This is a genomic window from Microbacterium sp. NPDC058345, assembly GCF_042723855.1.
Lineage (GTDB): Bacteria > Actinomycetota > Actinomycetes > Actinomycetales > Microbacteriaceae > Microbacterium.
In genome coordinates this window covers 583,692-603,656 of record NZ_JBHXIG010000001.1, presented here as the reverse complement: position 1 = coordinate 603,656, position 19,965 = coordinate 583,692, and the positions used below count along the sequence as shown (strand labels likewise).

Genomic DNA, 19,965 nt, shown 5'->3' with positions numbered 1-19,965 from the left:
CTTCCCCTGTTGGCGACTCAAACGGCATTACGACGGCTACCACTGGATGGGCTCGGCTCGTCGATCGGCTTCGAGTCTTTGACCGAGCGAGGCTGCCTCATGGAGTTGGATCGCACGCCGAGTGTTGTTGAAGTCGCGAGCCAGCCGATGTGGATTCGATGGGTCACTCCCGATGGCCTGCGCGAGCATTGCCCGGACTACTTCGTTCGCCGGCCGAGGGAATCCGGCATCTCGAAACACCGGTCGGAAGCGAAGTGCGCGAGAGCGCTCGAATGGCGGCGGGTGACTCGCTCGGCTGTCGTGGGGTCCGTTATGCCGCCGGTTCCGTGTGAGGCAGGGGGGCCGACACTTCGGACCGTGGACGCAGCACCTCGACGATTGTGAGCGTGACCGTGGCGGCCAGGATGACAATCGCTGCGGGTATCGGCAGTGTCATCGGTCCACCGGCCCCGACGAGGGCTGATGCGGCGCCCGCCCCGACGGCGATGCCCCCGTTGAACAGCACCGGGATCAGGGCTCCTGCGAAGTCACGCTGTTCCGGCCCGGCGATACGCAGGATCAGCGTTTGGGCCAGGGGAGGGAAAGCTCCGGATCCGAGACCCCAGAGCAGAACGACGAGCACTGAGATCGCGGGAGAGGATGCCACGGTGAGAGCCGCCACGGCGAACGCCGTCACCGCGAGGGAGACGATGAGTGCTTTGGCTGTGCTCTGCCCGACGCGAGCGGCGGCGAGGAGACCCACCGCGGATGCCACTCCGAAGACGAGCAGAGCTGTGCTCATGCCGCCTGGAAGTGCTGTCGCTGCGGGGGCGGCGAGTCGTGTGATGAATGTGTAGGCCCCGTAGTGGCCGATCAGCGTCACCGCCACAAGCACCGTAACGATCCCTAGCCGGCCCGTCCCGGCCAGCCGTCCTCGACCCCGTGACGTTGCGATGGGGCGTGTGCGATCCTGCAGCGGAACCACGAACCGGACCGCCGCGGCTGCGGCAGCCAGCGCGCTGCCGAGGATGAAGAACGCAAAGCGCCAGTCACTTGCGTCCGCGAACAGACGGCCGAGCGGGGTGCCGATCACCATGCCGAGTGTTCCACCGCCGAGTACCATCGCCATTGCTCGTCCGAGGAGCCGGTCCGGGACGATGTCTGCCGCGTACGCGTTCACCGTTGCCCATAGCAGCCCGACGGACGCTGCGCCGAGCACCCGCCCGAGAATCACCACGGCGAAGGTGGGAGCGATGGCCGTGAGAACCGAGGACACAGCGAGTGCTGCAAGTGCGAAGACGATCACCGGCCGCGCCCGCCACCGCCGAGCGAACGTGCTCAATGGCAGGCTCGCGATCATGACGACGACCGCCCAGATCGACACCAGTGCGCCCGTCGCGCTCTCGTTTACGCCGAGCCCTGAACTCATCGGCCCAAGCACTGCCGCTGGCAGCATCTCGGCGGTGACCATCAGCATGGTGGCTGCGGAAAGCACGAGAATCGGCACCCACGGGAAGGAGTGCTGTCGAGAGTCAATCTTTTCTGTCATGCTTGAGACCGTAAAGCTTGACATCAGTGTCAATGTCAAGCATCGTGTCGAATATTCGGAGGAACCGTGAAGATCGGTGAGCTTGCAGAGCGCACTCACGTCGCCCCGCGCCTTATCCGCTACTACGAAAAACAGGGCCTGCTGAGCGCTGAGCGCGCCGAGAACGGATACCGGCGCTACACCGACGCCGACGCCGAACGGGTCGGCCGCGTTGCGGGCCTGGTGCGCGCGGGCATTCCCACTCGGCTGGTGAAAGTGCTCCTCGACGCGGAGGATGCTGCTGCGCAGGTCGACGTGACCTGCCCCCAGACGGTGGCCGCTCTGCTGACGGCGGAACTCGACGGTCTCGATGACCGCATCACCTGCCTGACCCGCAGCCGCGACACCATCCGGGAGTTTCTCGCGCGGACGAACACGGAGATCGCGCAGCTCGCGTAAGCGCGAGATCGACTTGGCCGAGCCCATGAGAAGGGACACCCACGTCTTCGGCATTCGTCACGGATGCCGAAGTGTGGACGCGACCTGGCGAAATCACGCCCGGATCATCAGATCAGGTTTCCCCGTCGCGAGGCACGCGGAGCGTGAGTCCCTGATGTAAGACCGTCAGCGCCACGCTGCGGACGGTGCCGACGCTGTCGCCATCCAGTTCCAGCAGCTGTGGGGGATCGAATCGCGCATCGAAACGGCGCGCCTGCACATAGTTCAGTGTCTTCAGGTCGGGTGTTCTCTGCATGAGCCATCTGCCGGGGCGTGACTTGTTGAAGACGCTGTGGGCCGCGAGGCGGGACCCGATACGCGCCCAGCCGAACGCGCCTTTCGGCCGGAAGACGACGACGTCCAAGAGCCCGTCGTCGACGATGGCGTCCGGCAGCAGGAGGATGTTCGCGGTCAGAGTGCCACAATTGCCCGCAATGACCGTGTGGGCGCGCACCGACCGTGTCCGGCCGCGATCGATCCGATAGCGAACGTGCAGCTGCGCGTTGCCGATGATGGATCGGGCGATCGGGTCGACATACGCGCCCCAGCCGATGCGCTTCTTCAACGCCGAGCTCGTATTCTCGGCCATGTTCGCATCCAAGCCGATGCCCGCCATGACCAGAAACGCCCGACGAGAAACCGTTCCCTCATCATCGCGCGTGGACGCGAAGGCGATATCGACCCGTCTGTTGGCGCCCGCAAAGGCGGTTTCGACGCCCTGCGCAAGGTCGGACAGAGGGAAGCCGAGGTTACGAGCGAGCAGATTGCCCGTCCCCGAGGGGAGGAGCGCGACTGGTATTCCCGTGCGATGGACCTCCTGCGCGACCGCTCTGACCGTCCCGTCACCGCCCGCGACCAGGATGACATCGGGAGCCGCCGCAACCGCAGCCTGAGCGGCGATCGCGCCGGCGTCGCCCTCGTCTGTCGCGAACCACGACGACGCGGCCCAACCGTGTTCGCGTTCAGCCGCCGCCACAGCGTCCCTCAACACCCCCTCGACGACCTTGACCGGATTGAAAACCACCGCCGCCACTTGGCGACGTCCAGTCGGTTCGCGAAGCCCACCTCTCACGTTTCCGACAGTAGAGCACATCACCGGATGTGCACCGGCGTCGGCGTCCCCACCGATCAGGGTCGCTGATCGGGCGACAGACCCTGCTGAGCACGGCCGGATGACGCGCCGGAGCACACCGGCGATATCACGACCCCGGTGGCGAGACCAGGGGATCGCCATCCCGAACGATGACGTCCATCGTGGCGGACATGTCCGAAAGTGAGCGTGAAGCAGACCAGATGACTGACGATCAGAAGCGACGGGACCAGCTCCTGCGTGCCGAGCATTCCACCGAGGCCGACGCCGCACCCCGTATCGAGGTGTCGGAACACGACGGCAACGTGCGAATCGACGTTGCCGAAACGGCGGCGGTGCGCCCGGGACCCGGCCCCGGTGCGGAAGGTGCAGGGGAACCGAAGGAGACACGTCCGGGCACGGAAGAAGAGCAGGCATGACGTGCCGACGACTTCCCGTCGGATGCTGAGAACGCAGGCGTCGCCCGCCGAAATGTCACAAAGCGTCTGAGCGATGCAACCCCCTTTCATCGTGCCGCCTTCCGGCGGTGTGCTGGGCATGGACGCATCCCCAGCGAAGGAAGGCGAGCGATGAGTACGAGTGACGCCGCAACCGCTCCCCGAAGGACACACCTCTTCGCCTCGATGCCGCGACCGCACCTGCGCAGAGCCTCCGAGATCGTGTCCGCCTACTGCGACCGACACGGTGTGCCCTACACCGTCAGCGGGCTGTTCTCGTCGTACGCGATCGTCATCCGGCACATCAACCGCGTCGTACTCGGCGAACGCGATCCGTTCGATTGCCCGCTGATCGCTCAGCGGCGAGCGATCTAGAACCGGAGGCGATCATCATGCCTGATCGGACCATTGGACGACGGCCTGCGGCCGGGAACGCGACCACACGCTTCGACAACGTCTCGCTTCTGTCGGTCGCGAGCACGCTGCCGAGCCGAGTGACGACATCGGGCGAGATCGAAGCACGTCTCGCGGCCGCGCTCACGCGGCTCAAACTGCCCGGCGGGCTGCTGCAACGCGTCGCCGGAGTGCGCGAACGCCGCAACTGGGGCTCGGATGAAACGACCGATGACGCCACGGAAGCGGCGGGAACACGCGCTCTTGCGGAGGCGGGAGTCGATCCTTCCGAGGTGGGACTTCTCATCAACACCTCGGTCTCGCGCAAACATCTCGAGCCGTCCGTGGCTGTGCGTCTTCATCACGGGCTCGGGCTGCCCAGCTCCGCCATCAACTTCGATGTCGCGAACGCGTGCCTCGGCTTCGTGAGCGGCATGAGCCTTGCGGCGAGCATGATCGAATCGGGCCAGATCCGGTACGCCATCGTCGTCGACGGCGAGGACGCGGACGAGATCCAGGTCAATACCATCGACAGGCTGTTGCGGACGGATGCTGATCGCGACGGCTTCATGAGCGAGTTCGCGTCGCTCACGCTCGGCTCGGGTTCGGCCGCTGCAGTCCTCGGCCGCACCGACGAGCATCCCGCGGGCCACAGGATCATCGGCGGGGTCACGCGCGCCGCGACGCAGTTCCATGAGCTGTGCGTCGGCAGCGTCGACGGCATGTTCACGGATGCGAAGGCGCTGTTGAAGGGCGGCCTCGATCTCGTCGTGTCGGCGTGGAAGGAGGCATCCGGGGACTGGAACTGGTCCTCGATGGACCGGTACATCACTCACCAGGTCTCGTCGGTGCACACGAACGCCATCATCAAGGCGGCGAAGCTCGACCGCAGTCGCGTGCCCGTGACGTTCCCCCGATTCGGCAACGTCGGCCCCGCATCCATTCCGATCACGCTGGTAGAGGAGCAGCCGACGCTCGGCAGGGGCGATCGGATACTGCTCATGGGCGTGGGATCCGGCCTGAACACGGCGATGATGGAACTCGCGTGGTGAGGAAGCGACGTCTTGACGGCGACCCGGCCCTGACGGCACGAGCCTCATACCCTCCGGTCGACCTCCCCGGCCTCGACCGTCGATTCAGTCGCATCGCGAGCGTTCCTGGACGCGGTGCGGAGGAGGGGCTCCGCCGCGAATGGCATTATCTGGACTCGGGCGACGAGCTCACTCGCCTCGACGCGCCGATCGCGGGGACGATCCTTGCTGTGCACGGCAATCCGACATGGTCGTACCTCTGGCGCGACCTGCTCACGCAGTCGGTACGCGCCGCGGAGTCCGGGTCGCCGGCCTGGCGCGTCATCGCGGTCGACCAGCTGGACATGGGGTATTCGGAGCGAACAGGTGTGCGTCGTCCTCTGGCGCAGCGGATCGCCGACCTTGCGGCGTTCACCGAGATGATCACGCCCACCGGTCCTGTGGTGACGCTCGGCCACGACTGGGGCGGAGTCGTATCGCTCGGTTGGGCGATCGACCACCGAGCCGACCTGGCGGGCGTCATGCTGCTGAACACGGCTGTCCACCATCCGGAGGGCGTCCCGATTCCCGCGCCGCTGCGGGTTGCGGGCGCGCGCGGGATGCTCGCCGCATCCACCGTCGGCACGACCGCCTTCCTCGATGCGACGCTCGCGCTCGCCTCGCCCGCTCTCGACGAACCGGTGAAGGATGCATATCGTGCTCCGTACCGCTCAGCGGCTCGGCGCCGGGGAATCCGAGGCTTCGTGGCCGACATCCCCGTCGATTCTCGACACGAGAGTTTCGGCGGACTCGAGCGGATCGCGGAGGGCGTCGCGACGCTCGACGTTCCGGCGCTCATGCTGTGGGGGCCTCGCGATCCGATCTTCGGCGATCGCTATCTCGACGACCTCGTCGACCGGCTTCCGCACGCCGATGTGCACCGCTTCGAGGGCGCCGGCCACCTCGTCGTCGAAGAGCGTCCCTACGCCGAGGCGGTGCTGACGTGGCTCGGCGACATGGTCCCTCGTGCCGCGGGCGCTCGCGCGTCCTCGCCGCGACGACCCGTGCGGCAGGTGCCGTCGGCGCCGGAGCAGCCGCCCTTCCTTCCGCTCTGGCACGCGCTCGACCAACGATGCGACGATGACACGACCGCGGTCATCGACATGTCGACGACCGGACGTCAGGGTCCCAGGCGGGTGAGCTGGCGGCAGCTCGACGACAGAGTGCGCCGGATCGCATCGGGCCTGAACCGCATCGGTGTGCGCAAGGGGGACCGCGTCTCGCTGCTCATTCCGCCAGGTCCGACGCTGACGGCGGTGGTCTACGCGTGCCTGCGAATGGGCGCTGTCGTGGTCGTCGCGGACGCCGGGCTGGGGGTGAGAGGGCTCACCCGCGCGGTGCGTGGATCATGCCCTGACTTCGTCATCGGGGAGGTGCCCGGCCTCATGGCCGCCCGCGCCCTCGGCTGGCCCGGGGTGCGCATCTCGGCCGTGCGCCTGTCGAAGGTCGCGGCCGCCGTGCTCGGCGTCTCGCACAGTCTCGGCGACATGGTCGGCAGCGACGCCGTCGACTCCGCGCAGCCGGGTCCGGACGATGAAGCCGCCATTCTCTTCACATCCGGGTCCACCGGTCCCGCCAAGGGTGTCGTATATCGGCACAGGCAGCTCTCGGCGCTGCGCGACGTACTCGCGCGGCACTTCGATGTGACGCCGGATTCCGGGATCGTGACCGGTTTCGCGCCCTTCGCGCTGCTGGGTCCTGCGCTCGGAACGAGGTCGGCGACGCCCGATATGGATGTCTCGTCCCCACGCACACTCACCGCGAGCGCTGTCGCCGCCGCCGTGAGGGAGTCTGAGGCGGGCATCGTCTTCCTCTCGCCCGCCGCGATACTCAACGTCGTCGCGACGGCCGGCGGCCTTACGCGAGAAGACCGCGGCGATCTCGATCGCGTCCGCACGTTCCTGTCCACCGGCGCGCCCATCGGCGCGGGCATGCTCGCTTCAGCAAGCGCGCTCATGCCGAACGCAACACCGCACGTTCCTTACGGCATGACCGAGTGCCTGCTCGTCACGGACGTGACGCTCGACGAGATCCGCTCCGCAGGCGGTGAGCCGGACACCGGCGTATGCGTCGGCACGCCGATCGGCGCGAACCGGGTGCTCATCAGCGCACTCGACCCGGACGGGCGGGCGACCGGCGCACCGAGCCCGCGGCCCGCTGTCCTCGGCGAGATCGTCGTCTCGGCGCCGCATCTGAAGGACCGCTACGACCGATTGTGGGTGACGGATCGCGCCGCCGGTCGCGAGACGGGATCCGAGTCGGGTGCGGACGGCGTCCGCTGGCATCGCACCGGCGACATCGGCCACCTCGACGGGCGTGGTCGCCTGTGGATCGAGGGGCGGTTGTCACACGTCATCGTCACCGCGTCCGGACCGGTCGCTCCTGTGGGACCGGAACAGGATGTCGAGAGCGTGTCCGCGGTGCGCCGTGCTGCCGTCGTCGGCGTCGGGCCGGACGGACTGCGTCAGGCCGTCGCGGTCGTCGAAACACTCGGACGGATCGATCGGCCCGGTCTGGCGGATCCAGGTCTGACCGCGGCCGTGCGTGCGAGCACCGCGCTCCCGCTCGTCGCCGTGCTCGCGGTCCGCCGGCTTCCCACCGACATCCGTCACAACTCGAAGATCGATCGGTCGCGACTGTCCGAATGGGCCGAGAAGGTCCTCGCCGGCGAAAGGTTCACGGCACCGTGATCGTGCTCGTCACCGGAGCCTCCGGTTTCCTCGGCCGCGCCGTCGCCGCCCGGCTCGTCGCTGCCGGCCACGACGTGCGCACGCTGCAGCGGCGACCGTCCGGGGTGGAGGGTGCCACCGACATTCTCGGCTCGATCACCGATCCGCGTCTCGTCGCCCGCGCGACCGACGGCGTGGAGGGCATCGTGCATCTCGCGGCGAAGGTCTCGCTGGCCGGGGCGCCGAAGGAGTTCCGCACGGTCAATGTGGAAGGAACGCGCACGCTGCTGGACGCGGCCGGGGTCGCCGGGGTGACGCGCCTGGTTCAGGTGTCGTCGCCCTCGGTCGCTTACGCCGGCGCGGCGCTGGTCGGCGTCGGCACTGAACCGGCGTCTCCTGCGCGTGCACGCGGGGAGTATGCGCGCACGAAGGCGGAGGCCGAGTTGCTCGCGCTCGCCCGCGATTCCCCGAAGATGCGTGTCGTCGCCATCCGTCCGCATCTCGTCTGGGGGCCGGGTGACACTCAACTGATCGGGCGGATCGTCGAGCGCGCTCGCCGAGGGCGGCTGCCGCTGCTCAACGGCGGAACCGCTCTCATCGACACCACCTACGTCGACAACGCCGCATCCGGCATCGTCGCGGCGCTGCACCGGGCGGACGCCGCGCATGGCCGGGCGTTCGTTCTCACGAACGGCGAGCCCCGCCCGGTGGGCGACCTGCTGGCCGGCATCTGCCTCGCCGCAGATGTGCGGCCGCCACGGTGGAGCATTCCCGCAGGAATCGGACGAGCAGCGGGCACGGTCATCGAGCGGCTCTGGGCCGTGCGGCCGGGAATGGACGAGCCACCCATGACGCGTTTTCTCGCCGAGCAGCTCTCCACGGCGCACTGGTTCGATCAACGCGAGACCCGCCGCGCACTCGCCTGGACGCCGTCAGTGTCGATCGATGAAGGGCTCCGCCGTCTCGCCGACGCTGAAACGTGATACCCCGTTCGCCGAAACCGTCTGGTTGATGGAGACACGACAGAGCCGGGCGTCCCACCGCACTCAAAGACTTCCGATGAAGGTATACAGATCCGACGCCATGTCCGCGCTGATCTCATGCCCGACGCCGGCGTACACCCGTTCGTCGAGGGCGGAGTGGGCGGGAAGGAACTCGTGGAGCCGGTCGATGTCGCTCTGCGGGATGACGTCGTCGACCGACCCGCGGGCCCAGAGCAGCGGCGGTCGCCGCAGGGCGAGGTCGACATCCGTCGGCTCATCGTCGATCGTCGTGAACCCGGCGAACAGGGCTGCGAAGGCGAACCGCTGCGGATGCCGGCGCAGCGCGTGCAGGGCGACAGCAGCGCCCTGCGAGTAGCCGACCAGACCGACACCCGCTGTGGGAGCGTGCGCTTCGACCCGATCCACGACGAGCTCGGCAGCCGGGGCGACATTCCGTGACAGTGGCCCCAAGCTGGCGTCCTCCGGCACGCGGAACCATTCGAACCCCGAACCGAGCGGCAGTGGTGCCTGCAGCGACACCGGTCGCCAAGGCGCCGGTATCGCGTGCTGCACCCAAGCGAGGTCGCGAGAAGTCCCACCTCTCCCGTGCAGGAAGACGACCAGCTGGCCGGATGCGTCGGCTCCGCGCATCCTCCGATCGTAGGCACCCGCCGTCGCGGCGGCAACACGATGGCTCGAGGCGAAGGAAAGGACCTGTCAGGATGCGGTGATGCGAATGAGGGCGCGTTCGGCGGCCCGCTGCACCCGCGCACTCGAGTCGCGCGTCAGGGCCTCGAGGTATGGCACGGCGGCGTCGATGCGCTGCCGGCCACAGACCTTCGACGCCATCTCGCGCACGCGCCAATGGTCATCGGTCAGCGCGCCGAGGACGGCCGGCGTCGCCGAGTGATCGTAGGCGTAGAGCAGTCCGCGCGCCGCCCACACCTTCAGCCAGTAGTCCGGGCCGCCCTCGCCACCGGTGAGGGCCCATCGTGCGGGAGGCCCGCCCAGCGCGAACACCAGTTCAGCATCAGCCGCTCGGCCCAGCAGGAGAGCGGCACAGCCGGCGACCACCGCTTCCGCACCGCGTCGCGCACACTCACGCCGCACGCTCTCGCGAGGCGAGATTCCCCAGCGTGATCTGCCGACCATTCGCACACGCTACACCTGCCGGACGCAGCGGGTGTCTTGAGATGAAGGCTCCCGTTCGGGTGTCGGTTCCTTCGCTCTCGGACGAGAACGAACGCATCGCCGTGCCCGCGTCGTCGGCTCTGCCGGCGTCAGAGCCGCACGACCTGCAGCCCCAGCGCCTCGACGATGCCCGCGGCCTGGTGACCGTCGACCATGGCCCGTGTCAGCGTGGTGCTCAACGGATCGAGCCCGGAGAGGTCACTGCCCACAAGATTTGCATCGGTGAAGTCTGCGCCGTGGAACCAGGAAGCCGAAAGGTCGCAATCGGTGAACGCCGCTCGCGCGCAGCGTGCACGCGTGAGATCGGCTTCGCGCATTCGCACCTCCGAGAAGCGGGCGCCCTCGAGCGCCGCTCCGGGCAGGCCGGTGAACGACCAGTCGCCGCCGTCCACCCGCAGCAGGTCGAAGGAGCAGCCGTCGAACATGCTGCCGATCATCTTGCAGCCGGTGAAGGTGGCTTCGAAGAAGTTGCACCGGGTGAAGGTGCAGTTCACGAACGCGCTCGCGGTGTGGACGGTGACGTTGAATCGGACGCCACGGAACGTGCACTCCGTGAACGTCGAGCCGTTCGTCACCGCCTCTGTGAGGTCGACGTCGACGAACAGCACGCGCTCGAACGACTCCGCATCGATCGTCTTCCCGTACCAGTCCTCACCGTTGACCGTGGACGTGGTCTCCGGGGCCGCGTGGCCGCCACGACGGTCCGCCATGAACGCCCCTCCGATTCGGTCGATCCGTCGTTCAATATACGGCGCTCCGGCGACATGAGCCGCCAGAGCCGTCGCCTCGCGTGGGAAGCGAACGCAGCACGATCCGTCAGCGCAGGAACGCGATGATCGCCCGCGCCACGGCATCCGGAGCCTCTTCGGCCATGTGATGCCCCGAGTCGATGCCGTGTCCCGACACCTCGTCGGCCCATTCCCGCCACACCTCGCGGGGGTCGCCGACGAGCTCCTCGAGGTCGTCGCGCAGCGACCAGAGCGAGAGCACCGGAACATCGAGCCGCCGCTTGGCCGCGCGATCCGCTCGCTCCCGATCGGCATCGATGGTGACCCCGGCGCGGTAATCCTCCAGCATCGCGCGCACCACGTTCGGATCGCGGGTGGCGGTCCGCCACTCCGCGTGATTCTCCTCGCCCATCACACTTGGATCACCGCGATACCAGGCATCCGGGTCAGCGTTGATGACACGCTCGGGCACGCCGGGCTGCGCATAGAAGAACCAGTGCCACCAGTGCAGGGCGAAGCGCGTGCCGCCTCGATCGAGGTGATGCGTGAGCGGCACACCGTCGAACACGCCCAGCGCACGGACGAGATCGGGGTGGTCCATCGCCAGGCGGAAGGCGACGTAGCTGCCCCTGTCATGGCCCATCACGACGAATCGGTCACGACCAAGACGAGACATGACGGCCACCATGTCGTCGGCGACCGCTCTCTTCGAGTGCACGCTGTGGTCGTCGACCGGATCCGGGCCGGTCGAGCGCCCGTACCCGCGCAGATCCGGGCAGACGACCGTGAATCCCGACGCGACGAGCAGGGGCGCGACCCGGTGCCAGGTGGCCGAGGTGCGCGGATGCCCGTGCAGCAGCAGTACAGGAGGGCCGGACCCGGCGTGGCGGACGAAGATCCTGGCGGCGTCGGTGGCGACGACCTCCTCGGTGAACCCCTCGAACACAGTGACCTCCTCGTCGGAGCCATGCTACGCGGGGCGCCGATGTTCTAAAACAGACTCCTATTGACTTTAGAAGCGTCGCGGGAGTGTAATGAGAGCAACCGAGGAGGACGCCATGTCGCTTGCCTATGCAGAGGATCGGATCGACGACGAGCGAGAGCCGCTCGACCTCGTCACGGCGGTTCCCCGACGGGTGCGGATCCAGGCGGTTCCGCGACCGGTCGACCTCGAAGCGGCCGAGCAGGCCGGGCGCCTCTTCCTGCGGGCGCTCGGGATCGATCCGGATGCGGCGGATGCCCCGGACCTCGCGCGGACGCCGCACCGCTTCGCGGCGGCGTACGCCGAACTGCTCAGCCCGCGGCCCTTCGACTTCACCACCTTCGCGAACCGCGAGGGCTACGACGAGATGGTGCTCGTGCGCGACGTTGCCGTGCAGTCGCTCTGCGAGCATCACCTACTGCCGTTCACCGGAGTCGCGCACGTCGCTTACCTGCCGGCCGAGCGGGTCGTCGGCCTGTCGAAAATCCCGCGGATGGTCGATCACTTCGCGCGTCGCCCGCAGACGCAGGAGCGACTGACGGTGCAGATCGCCGAGGCGCTGGCCCTGAATCTGCAGCCGAGGGGCGTCGGCGTCATCGTCGAGGCGACCCACAGCTGCATGACGCTGCGAGGCGCACGCGCCGGTGGGGCCGCCACGAAGACCTCGGCGGTGCGGGGCGCCCTGCGTGACGACGCCCGCTCACGCGCGGAGTTCTTCGCACTCGTCGCCGGGCATTGACCGGCCACGTCGACCGAGAGGGGATCGAGATGACCATCGCCGTCATCGGCGGCGGCCTGGCCGCCGCCACGGCCGTCACCGAGTTGCGCGACAGGGGATACGACGGGGAGCTCACGCTCTACGCCGCCGAGAGCCGCCTTCCGTACGAGCGGCCACCGCTGTCGAAAGACGTCCTGCTGGGCACCAAGGGCATCGATGCCACGATCGTGCACCCGTCCGAGTGGTATGCGCAGCACGATGTGCGCCTCGAACTCGGCACGCGGGTCACCGCCGTCGAGACCGATGCGCACACCCTCACCGCGCGTTCCAGCAGCGGCGAGCTCAGCGAGCGGCACTACGACCGGCTGCTCATCGCCACCGGCGCCGTACCACGTCACTTCGACGTGGCCGACCGCGTGGCGTCACCGGTATACCTGCGTACCGCCGATGACAGCACGAACCTGAAGGCACGTCTCGTCGCCGGAGCACGGGTCGTGATCGTCGGTGCGGGCTGGATCGGACTGGAGGTCGCCGCGGCCGCCCGTCAGGCCGGAGCAGACGTGACCGTGTTCGAGGTGGCGGAGCTGCCGCTGGTGCGGGTGCTCGGCCCCGAGATCGGTGGGGTGTTCGCCGACCTGCACCGCCACCATGGCGTGGATCTGCGACTGGGCACACAGGTGACCGAGGACGACATGGTCTCCGCCGACGTGCTCGTGGTCGGGGTGGGCGCGGTACCCGTCACCGACCTGGCCGAGGCGGCGGGCATCGCCGTCGACAACGGCATCCTCGTCGACGCCACGCTGCGCACCTCGTCCCCCGACGTGTATGCGATCGGCGACGTCGCCAACCACGACCATCCGGTGCTGGGACGACGCATCCGCGTGGAGCACTGGGACACGGCGATCGAGCAGGGAAAGACCGTCGCGCACAACCTGCTCGGCGCAGACGAGCCGTACACGCGACTGCCGTACTTCTTCACCGACCAGTACGACCTCGGAATGGAGTACTTCGGCAGCGTCGGACCCGAGGGCTACGACCGGGTCGACGTCGAAGGCGACACCGACGTGGCGAACGGCGGCGCGTTCCGCGCGTACTGGGTCGCCGGCGGCACCGTCGTCGCGGCGATGCACGCCAACGACTGGGACGCGTCCGACGCGGTGCGCGACAGCGTGGGGGAGCCGCGATGACGGCGCCGAGCACCGTCACGTCCGTGCGGCGCATCGGCGGACGCGAGTTCGACTTCGCCCGTCAGGTCGCGGTGATGGCGGTGATCAATCGCACCCCCGACTCGTTCCACGATCGCGGTGCCACCTTCGCGCTCGAGCGAGCGGTCGACAGCGCGCTGCGGGCCGTCGAACGCGGTGCCGACTGGGTCGACATCGGGGGTGTGCCGTTCGGTCGTGGTCCGGCGGTCTCGGTGCAGGAGGAGATCGACCGGGTGATGCCGGTGGTCGAGATGCTCGCCGCATCGGCGGTGGATGCGGTGATCTCGGTCGACACCCACGACGCCGACGTGGCTGCGGCGGCGATCGCTGCCGGTGCCGCCGTCATCAACGACACCAGCGGACTCGGGGATGACCGGATGGCGTCGGTGATCGCGGAAAGCGATGCGCACATCGTCATCACGCACAGCGTCGGACCACCGCGCGTGGAAAAACCCGCGGCCCGCTACGACGACGTGGTGGCCGCCGTGCGGGCGTTCCTGCTCGAGCGGATCGCGCGGGCCGAAGCATCCGGTGTGCCGCGCGAACGCATCATCATCGATCCGGGCCACGATCTCGACAAGAACACGCTGCACTCGCTCGAGCTGACCCGCCGGCTGGACGAGATCACCGACATCGGGCTGCCGCTGCTCGTCGCGGTGTCGAACAAGGATTTCATCGGGGAGTCGATCGATCGTCCGCAGGGCGAGCGCCTGGCCGGGTCGCTGGCCGCGATGACCGCCTGCGTTCTCGCGGGCGCGCGCGTCGTGCGCATGCATGACGTGGCCGCGGCGGTTGACGCGGCGCGGATGGTCGAGGTCATACTGGGGATGCGTCCTCCGGTGCGACTGAAGCACAACACCCATCCGACCCGAAACGTGTGAGGAGCGGGATGCTCATCGATCGCCTCTGGCCCGACCCCGCATCCGATCTCGACGACGAGGCGCTGCTGGCGGTCACCCGGATGCCGCCGGGACGCGAGTGGCTGCGCATGAACTTCATCTCCGCCATCGACGGCGCCGCGACCCGTGACGGGCTGTCGGGTGGGCTCGGCGACGCGGCCGATCGACGCCTGTTCGATCTGCTCCGATGGCCGGCCGACGCCGTGCTCGTCGGAGCGGGTACGGCACGCCGCGAGGAGTACGCGGCGATGCGGCTCGACGACCGCGCCGTCGCCTGGCGCACAGCGCGCGGTCTCGCGCCGCATCCGGTGCTCGTGCTCGTCTCGCGCACCCTCGACCTCGACCCGTCGTCCGCGATGTTCACGGATGCTCCGGTGCGGCCGATCGTCTGCACCGTCCCCGCCGGATCCACCGAGGACGAGGACCGTGCGCAGCGCCGGGAACGGCTGGCGGCCGTCGTCGAGATCATCGAGACCGGCGCGGACGACGTCGACCCGCTGAGCGTGCGCACGTCGCTCGCACGGCGCGGACTGCGGCACGTGCACGGTGAGGGCGGGCCGCACGTCTTCGGTTCGTTCCTCGCCGCCGGCGCCGTGGACGCTCTGCACCTCACGATCGCTCCCAGCCTCGAAGGGGGATCCGCCGGGCGCATGGCCAACCACCCCACGGCGACGCCGACCGACATGCGGCTCGCCTCCGTGCTGCGCTCCGGCAGTGAGCTGCTGCTGCAGTACGTCCGCGGCTGATCCGCGGCGCGCGGCCGCCGCGAGGGTCACCGCTCGTCCTCGGGCGTCAGCATCAGCAGGATGCGGCGCAGGTGCATCGCCGTCAGAACCCCGGGGCCGGTGACCGTGCCGACATCCATGCTGCGGTCATGCACGGTGCGCAGCAGATCCTCGACGCGCTCCGCCGCCGTCGCGCGCAGCACTGAGCCCTCCTCATCGCCGGGGTCGGGGGCCAGCACCTCGGCGACCGCGAGGCACGCCTGCGAGAGCGGTTCGACGACCTCGGCGTCGAGTTCGAGCGCCGCGGGGCGCGACCAGATCGTGTCGCCGATGCATCCGGAGATGTCGCGGATCTGATGCGCCACGTCGTCGAGCATCTCGAGGCGCACGTGGTCGTCGGACGTGTCGGTGCGCCGCAGCCACGCCCTCGGATTGCCGCGTCGGCTGTCATCGGCATCGGCCAGCGCCGTGCGCAGGGTGCGGCTCGTCTCGGCGAGCTCGCGGGCGTCACGCGCCCAGCCCTCGTTCTCGGGCGGCCACGACTCCGCCACGGCGCCGCCGATGTCACGCAGATGACCGGCCAGCGTACGCTGGAACGCGTCCAGGCGCGCCTCCGCCTGGGCGACGAGCGGCGCCGGCGGGATGATGAGGTTGACGAGCAGGCCCACCGTGACGCCCACGGCGGTCTGCACGGTGTAGCCCAGGGAGTACTCATCGGCGTTGGCCCCGCCGATGATCAGCACGAAGATCGCGGCCATCGGGATGTACTCGCGGCCCGCCCCGAACCAGCCGGTGCCCGAGACCAGCACGCCGAGGGCGGCGGCGGCCGCGATCGTCCAGACGTTCGGCCCCACGGTCAGCACGATCACCGCGGCGATCCCGACGCCCACGGCGAGTCCCAGCAGTGTCTGCAGGCTCGAGCGGATCGAGCTCATCAGCGTCGGGTACATGCTGATCAGCGCTCCGAACGGCGCGTAGTACGGGTATTGGTCAGTCACCCCCGGCATGAGCGGAGCGATCAGCCAGGCCGCACCCACGGCGAACGCCGTCTTCGCGGCGAGCAGCAGTCGTGCGGGGCGCGCGGCCTCACGCAGGGCGCTGCCGATGCGCCCGATCGCTCCCGACCGGATGCCGCCGGTCACGGTGGTGCCGTTCGTCCCTGTCACCCGCGCCACGTTAGGCGTCGGCCGCCGACTGCGGGCACGGGGTTGACATCGGACGGCGGTCGGCCAGGTCCGCGCCACTCGGTGCGCTGACCGCAAGGAGGTTGCGACCACCGTCGGATTGTGCAGTGATGGAGCACGACGATCACGCAGAAAACCATCACGCACCGAAGCACGGCATCCATCCGGATGCGCACTCAGGAGGAACGTCGATGACCGCAGTCGAACCGCCGAACCGTCCGAACGCACGAGCCGGCAGGCCGCCGAAGGAGCCGTCGGACATGACCGGTCCGAAGCGGGTACTCAAGGACATCACCCACCCCGCGCTCATCCCCGGAATCGGCGTCGAAGACACCCCGCGTGTCTTCAGCACCAACTGGGCGGTGCTCGGCATCGCCGGCGTGCTGGTGCTCGCCGTCGTCGTCTGGGGTTTCCTCAGCCCGCAGAGCATCAGTGACGCCGGTGCGACCTCTCTCTCCTGGGTCACGACGAACTTCGGCTGGCTGTTCTCGCTGCTGGCGGTGCTCACCATCGTGTTCATGCTCGTGGTCGGCTATGGGGTGACCGGCGGCATCCGCCTCGGCGCCGACGATGAGAGCCCCGAGTTCTCGACCGTCTCGTGGATCGCGATGCTGTTCTCGGCGGGCATGGGCATCGGCCTGCTGTTCTGGGGACCGGCCGAACCGCTCGGCTACTTCAACGACGTGCCGTACGGCTTCACCTCCGAGCCCGGGTCGAGGGATGCGATGCTCGACGCCCTCGCGCAGTCGGTGCTGCACTGGGGACCCATGGCCTGGGCGTTCTATGCGCTCGTCGGCGGCGCCATCGCGTACGCCGCGTATCGCCGCGGGCGGGCTCCGCTGATCTCCGCCATCTTCCGCCCCGTCTTCGGTGAGCGCACCGAGGGATGGATCGGCGCCGTCATCGACGTGTTCGCGATCATCGTGACGCTGTTCGGCACCGGCGTGACGCTCGGCATGGGGGCACTGCAGATCGCCAGCGGCGTGGAGTACGTCAGTGGCATCGGCCCCCTCGGCAACACCGGCCTGATCATCATCATCACCGTGCTCACGGCCGCGTTCGTCGTGTCGGCGGTGTCGGGCATCAAGCGCGGCATCCGGGCTCTGTCGAACATCAACATGGCGGTCGCGGGACTCATCGCCGTGTTCATCTTCATCGCCGGACCCACGCTGTTCCTGCTGAACATCATCCCGTCCAGCATCCCCGCCTTCGTCGGCGATCTGTGGACGATGCTGCAGCGCAGCGCCGCCCAGGGCGAAGAGGCGGGCGCGTTCGTGTCGACCTGGACGAACTACTACTGGGCATGGTGGATCTCGTGGACGCCCTTCGTCGGCATGTTCATCGCGAAGATCTCCCGCGGGCGCACGCTGCGCGAGTTCGTCACGGTCGTCATCGTCGTCCCCTCGATCGTCTGCATCGTGTGGTTCGGCATCATGGGCGGCACCACGATGTTCTTCGAGTCGCAGGGTGCGCCGATCAGTGAGGCGGGCCCGCCGGAGGCGGTGCTGTTCGCTGTACTGCAGCAGCTGCCCTTCGGGGCGGTGCTGTCAGTGCTCGCGATGATCTCGATCGTGCTGTTCTTCGTCACCTCGGCCGACTCGGCATCCATCGTGATGGGCTCGATGAGCCAGCGCGGGCGACCCGAGCCGTCGACCTGGGTGACGATCACCTGGGGCGTGCTGCTCGGCGCCGCGGCACTCGCGCTGCTGCTCGCCGGCGGCGAGACGGCGCTGTCGGGACTGCAGGCGATCATGGTCGTCTCCGCCCTGCCCTTCGCGATCATCGTCATCGGGATCATGTTCGCCTGGGCACGTGAGCTGCACACCGACCCGTACATGCTGCGGCGTCGGTTCGCGCGAGCCGCGATCGCGCAGGGCGTCCGGCGGGGCATCAGCGAGCACGGCGACGACTTCGTCTTCGGTGCGACCGAGGTCGCGACCGCGGAGGGTGCCGGGGCCGGCATCGACACCGACGACCCCGCGCTCACCGAGTGGTACGAGACGGCGACGGCGCAGATCCCCATCACGCCCGAAGACGTCACGCGCACGCTCGAGCCCGGCCACATCCAGCACCGGGGCCCCGGAGATCCGCACCACACGGCGTCCGGCGACGCCTCGCTCACCGTGGGAGAGGACCGCCGGGAATCACGGAGGGCGCGTCGAGAGGCGAACGACGATCCGGGCGAGGATCCGTCGCCATGACGTCCGCCGGCGGCGGCATCCGCTCTCCGAGTACGCGACGCAGCTTGTGAGGGTTGCAGACCTGACGGATGCCGCTGATCCGGCCGGCCCCATCGAGCTCGATCGTCATCACGTCGGTGCGGCCGGAGTGCGAGAGCGCGATGCCGACTTCGCCGTTCACGTCGATCGGAGTGACGGAGAACGGATGCTCCGGGTCGAATGCGGCCGCCTTCTGCCGCACACCGAGCAGGAAGCGGCGCACCTTCGCGGCGCCGAAGATCGGGTTGCGGGTGGCGGCCACCACCCCGCCTCCGTCGGTCCACAGGATGGTGTCGTCGGAGAGCAGATCGAGCAGCACCGAGAGATCGCCGTCCTGCACGGCATCGACCAGTGCGGTCAGCGCACGCGGATCGGCTGCGCGCGGGGGAGTGGCGGAATCCAGCTGCAGGCGGCGCTCCCCGCGCGAGATGAGCTGCCGCACCGCGGCCGGCGATTTCTGCAGGATCTCGCCGATCTCGACAGCCGACATCGCATAGGCGCGGTGCAGCACCACGGCGGCGCGGCTCTCCGGCGTGAGCTGCTCGGCGAGGTGCAGAAGCGCCAGCGACAGCATCTCGCGGTCGGCGACCGCATCCTCCGGAAGCTGCGACGTCGCGACGGGCTCTGGCAGCCAGTGCCCGGTGTACTCCTCCCGCACCGCGGCGAGCGACCGGACGCGGTCGATCGACCGACGCACGCACGCCGTGGTGAGCCACGCCGGCCACGATCGCACCCGACCTGCCCCGGCGCGCTCCTCGCGCAGCGCCTCGATCGCGACCTCCGAGACGACGTCCTCCGCGTGACCGAAGTCGCCCAGCATCCGGTACGCGATGCCGATCAGCCTGCCGCGCTCGGCCTCCCACGCTCGTGCGGCGGGAGTGGCGGACACGGCGACGGTCATGCCGCCACGCTACCGTCCACGCCCACCGCCACGGCGATCTCAGACGATCGGATGCTTGTCATCGACCGGCGGCTCCATCTGCGTCGAGATCGCGATGCGGTTCCAGACGTTGATCGTGCAGATCGCCATCACGATGCCGCCGAGTTGACCTTCGTCGAAGTGCTGGGCCGCGGCATCCCAGACCTCATCGGTGACGGTGTCAGGGCCGAGCTTCGTGATGGCGTCGGTCAGGGCGAGGGCCGCGAGCTCCTTCGGCTCGAACAGGTTCCTCGCGTGCTGCCATGCGCCGACCGCGTGCAGCGTGCGTTGGGGGATGCCGTGCTTCGCGCCGTCGGTCGCGTGCATGTCGACGCAGAACCCGCAGCCGTTCAGGATCGACGCCCGCAGCTTGATCAGCTCGTAGAGCCGCGTCTCCACCGCCTTGCGGGAGTACGCCTCCATGCCGAGCACGGCGGCGTAGCCGAGCTTGTTGGTGCGGGCCATGTCGATCCTGGTCATGATCATCCTTCCGTCGCGGCATCCGGTTCGATGCCCTCATCCGTATGTCGGATGCCGGGTGCGGAGTG

Annotated in this window: 20 protein-coding genes; 11 read left to right on the top strand and 9 right to left on the bottom strand. The window is 68.8% G+C overall.

Translation table 11 applies throughout. From position 1 onward, the window contains the following. Positions 1-310: 310 nt before the first annotated feature. Positions 311-1,567, bottom strand: coding sequence for an MFS transporter (locus ACFWH5_RS02980; protein WP_378831592.1), 1,257 nt, complete (start codon positions 1,565-1,567; stop codon positions 311-313). A gap of 27 nt (positions 1,568-1,594) precedes the next feature. Between ACFWH5_RS02980 and ACFWH5_RS02975 the strand changes: the two genes are divergently transcribed. After that, a complete protein-coding gene (locus ACFWH5_RS02975; RefSeq protein WP_378831590.1) occupies positions 1,595-1,966 on the top strand; it encodes a MerR family transcriptional regulator in 372 nt (123 codons plus the stop codon). Positions 1,967-2,078: 112 nt separating this feature from the next. Here ACFWH5_RS02975 and ACFWH5_RS02970 read toward each other — a convergent pair whose 3' ends face one another. Then, entirely contained in the window at positions 2,079-3,038 is a 960-nt protein-coding gene (locus ACFWH5_RS02970; protein WP_378831587.1) for a diacylglycerol/lipid kinase family protein, read from the bottom strand. Between the two features lie 260 nt (positions 3,039-3,298). On the opposite strand from ACFWH5_RS02970, the gene ACFWH5_RS02965 reads away from it, so the two are divergent. The 5 genes from ACFWH5_RS02965 to ACFWH5_RS02945 all read left to right on the top strand — a co-directional run bounded on the left by ACFWH5_RS02965 (position 3,299) and on the right by ACFWH5_RS02945 (position 8,647). Then, positions 3,299-3,514 (top strand): multidrug transporter, encoded by a 216-nt coding sequence (locus ACFWH5_RS02965; protein WP_378831585.1) that lies wholly within the window; start codon positions 3,299-3,301, stop codon positions 3,512-3,514. Positions 3,515-3,754: 240 nt separating this feature from the next. Further along, positions 3,755-3,907: a hypothetical protein gene (locus ACFWH5_RS02960; RefSeq protein ID WP_378831582.1), complete on the top strand. Its 153-nt coding sequence runs from the start codon at positions 3,755-3,757 to the stop codon at positions 3,905-3,907. A 17-nt stretch (positions 3,908-3,924) separates the two neighbouring features. Further along, positions 3,925-4,977: a 3-oxoacyl-ACP synthase III gene (locus ACFWH5_RS02955; protein ID WP_378831580.1), complete on the top strand. Its 1,053-nt coding sequence runs from the start codon at positions 3,925-3,927 to the stop codon at positions 4,975-4,977. Continuing rightward, the gene (locus ACFWH5_RS02950; protein ID WP_378831578.1) at positions 4,974-7,685 is read left to right on the top strand and encodes an alpha/beta fold hydrolase; all 2,712 of its coding nucleotides are present in this window, start codon (positions 4,974-4,976) and stop codon (positions 7,683-7,685) included. Before ACFWH5_RS02955 ends, ACFWH5_RS02950 begins: the two co-directional genes overlap by 4 nt. Further along, entirely contained in the window at positions 7,682-8,647 is a 966-nt protein-coding gene (locus ACFWH5_RS02945) for an NAD-dependent epimerase/dehydratase family protein (RefSeq protein WP_378831575.1), read from the top strand. Before ACFWH5_RS02950 ends, ACFWH5_RS02945 begins: the two co-directional genes overlap by 4 nt. Before the next feature lie 63 nt (positions 8,648-8,710). On the opposite strand, the gene ACFWH5_RS02940 is transcribed toward ACFWH5_RS02945, so the two are convergent. The 4 genes from ACFWH5_RS02940 to ACFWH5_RS02925 form a co-directional block, all read right to left on the bottom strand. Then, positions 8,711-9,298: an alpha/beta hydrolase gene (locus tag ACFWH5_RS02940; protein WP_378831573.1), complete on the bottom strand. Its 588-nt coding sequence runs from the start codon at positions 9,296-9,298 to the stop codon at positions 8,711-8,713. Positions 9,299-9,364: 66 nt separating this feature from the next. Continuing rightward, positions 9,365-9,799, bottom strand: coding sequence for a HEAT repeat domain-containing protein (locus ACFWH5_RS02935; RefSeq protein ID WP_378831571.1), 435 nt, complete (start codon positions 9,797-9,799; stop codon positions 9,365-9,367). A 128-nt stretch (positions 9,800-9,927) separates the two neighbouring features. After that, positions 9,928-10,548: a pentapeptide repeat-containing protein gene (locus ACFWH5_RS02930; RefSeq protein WP_378831568.1), complete on the bottom strand. Its 621-nt coding sequence runs from the start codon at positions 10,546-10,548 to the stop codon at positions 9,928-9,930. Positions 10,549-10,654: 106 nt separating this feature from the next. Beyond that, positions 10,655-11,512 carry an alpha/beta fold hydrolase gene (locus ACFWH5_RS02925; RefSeq protein WP_378831566.1) on the bottom strand — a complete coding sequence of 286 codons (858 nt, stop codon included), beginning with the start codon at positions 11,510-11,512 and terminating at the stop codon, positions 10,655-10,657. Between the two features lie 112 nt (positions 11,513-11,624). On the opposite strand from ACFWH5_RS02925, the gene folE reads away from it, so the two are divergent. Genes folE through ACFWH5_RS02905 form a run of 4 tightly spaced genes read left to right on the top strand, consistent with a single transcriptional unit; the run spans position 11,625 to position 15,116 of the window. Further along, entirely contained in the window at positions 11,625-12,287 is a 663-nt protein-coding gene (gene folE / locus ACFWH5_RS02920) for a GTP cyclohydrolase I FolE (protein ID WP_378831564.1), read from the top strand. Positions 12,288-12,316: 29 nt separating this feature from the next. Beyond that, a complete protein-coding gene (locus tag ACFWH5_RS02915; protein ID WP_378831562.1) occupies positions 12,317-13,453 on the top strand; it encodes an NAD(P)/FAD-dependent oxidoreductase in 1,137 nt (378 codons plus the stop codon). Then, positions 13,450-14,352: a dihydropteroate synthase gene (gene folP, locus ACFWH5_RS02910; protein ID WP_378831560.1), complete on the top strand. Its 903-nt coding sequence runs from the start codon at positions 13,450-13,452 to the stop codon at positions 14,350-14,352. Before ACFWH5_RS02915 ends, folP begins: the two co-directional genes overlap by 4 nt. 8 nt (positions 14,353-14,360) lie before the next feature. Then, a complete protein-coding gene (locus ACFWH5_RS02905; protein ID WP_378831557.1) occupies positions 14,361-15,116 on the top strand; it encodes a pyrimidine reductase family protein in 756 nt (251 codons plus the stop codon). Positions 15,117-15,142: 26 nt separating this feature from the next. Here ACFWH5_RS02905 and ACFWH5_RS02900 read toward each other — a convergent pair whose 3' ends face one another. Further along, complete coding sequence (locus tag ACFWH5_RS02900) at positions 15,143-16,261, bottom strand: aromatic acid exporter family protein (RefSeq protein ID WP_378831555.1); 1,119 nt, start codon at positions 16,259-16,261, stop codon at positions 15,143-15,145. Positions 16,262-16,539: 278 nt separating this feature from the next. Between ACFWH5_RS02900 and ACFWH5_RS02895 the strand changes: the two genes are divergently transcribed. After that, the gene (locus ACFWH5_RS02895; protein WP_378831552.1) at positions 16,540-18,480 is read left to right on the top strand and encodes a BCCT family transporter; all 1,941 of its coding nucleotides are present in this window, start codon (positions 16,540-16,542) and stop codon (positions 18,478-18,480) included. On the opposite strand, the gene ACFWH5_RS02890 is transcribed toward ACFWH5_RS02895, so the two are convergent. After that, on the bottom strand, positions 18,398-19,399 hold the full coding sequence (locus tag ACFWH5_RS02890; protein ID WP_378831550.1) for a sigma-70 family RNA polymerase sigma factor: 1,002 nt from the start codon (positions 19,397-19,399) through the stop codon (positions 18,398-18,400). The two genes, ACFWH5_RS02895 and ACFWH5_RS02890, sit on opposite strands and share 83 nt — an antisense overlap. 39 nt (positions 19,400-19,438) lie before the next feature. Next, positions 19,439-19,897: a carboxymuconolactone decarboxylase family protein gene (locus ACFWH5_RS02885; RefSeq protein WP_378831547.1), complete on the bottom strand. Its 459-nt coding sequence runs from the start codon at positions 19,895-19,897 to the stop codon at positions 19,439-19,441. Positions 19,898-19,965 lie beyond the last annotated feature (68 nt).

Coding starts and splice junctions, on each gene's coding strand:
- ACFWH5_RS02965 (WP_378831585.1), top strand. CDS start 3,299: ATGACTGACGATCAGAAGCGACGGGACCAGCTCCTGCGTGCCGAGCAT.
- ACFWH5_RS02955 (WP_378831580.1), top strand. CDS start 3,925: ATGCCTGATCGGACCATTGGACGACGGCCTGCGGCCGGGAACGCGACC.
- ACFWH5_RS02940 (WP_378831573.1), bottom strand. CDS start 9,298: ATGCGCGGAGCCGACGCATCCGGCCAGCTGGTCGTCTTCCTGCACGGG.
- ACFWH5_RS02935 (WP_378831571.1), bottom strand. CDS start 9,799: ATGGTCGGCAGATCACGCTGGGGAATCTCGCCTCGCGAGAGCGTGCGG.
- ACFWH5_RS02930 (WP_378831568.1), bottom strand. CDS start 10,548: ATGGCGGACCGTCGTGGCGGCCACGCGGCCCCGGAGACCACGTCCACG.
- folE (WP_378831564.1), top strand. CDS start 11,625: ATGTCGCTTGCCTATGCAGAGGATCGGATCGACGACGAGCGAGAGCCG.
- ACFWH5_RS02915 (WP_378831562.1), top strand. CDS start 12,317: ATGACCATCGCCGTCATCGGCGGCGGCCTGGCCGCCGCCACGGCCGTC.
- folP (WP_378831560.1), top strand. CDS start 13,450: ATGACGGCGCCGAGCACCGTCACGTCCGTGCGGCGCATCGGCGGACGC.
- ACFWH5_RS02905 (WP_378831557.1), top strand. CDS start 14,361: ATGCTCATCGATCGCCTCTGGCCCGACCCCGCATCCGATCTCGACGAC.
- ACFWH5_RS02895 (WP_378831552.1), top strand. CDS start 16,540: ATGACCGGTCCGAAGCGGGTACTCAAGGACATCACCCACCCCGCGCTC.
- ACFWH5_RS02890 (WP_378831550.1), bottom strand. CDS start 19,399: ATGACCGTCGCCGTGTCCGCCACTCCCGCCGCACGAGCGTGGGAGGCC.
- ACFWH5_RS02885 (WP_378831547.1), bottom strand. CDS start 19,897: ATGACCAGGATCGACATGGCCCGCACCAACAAGCTCGGCTACGCCGCC.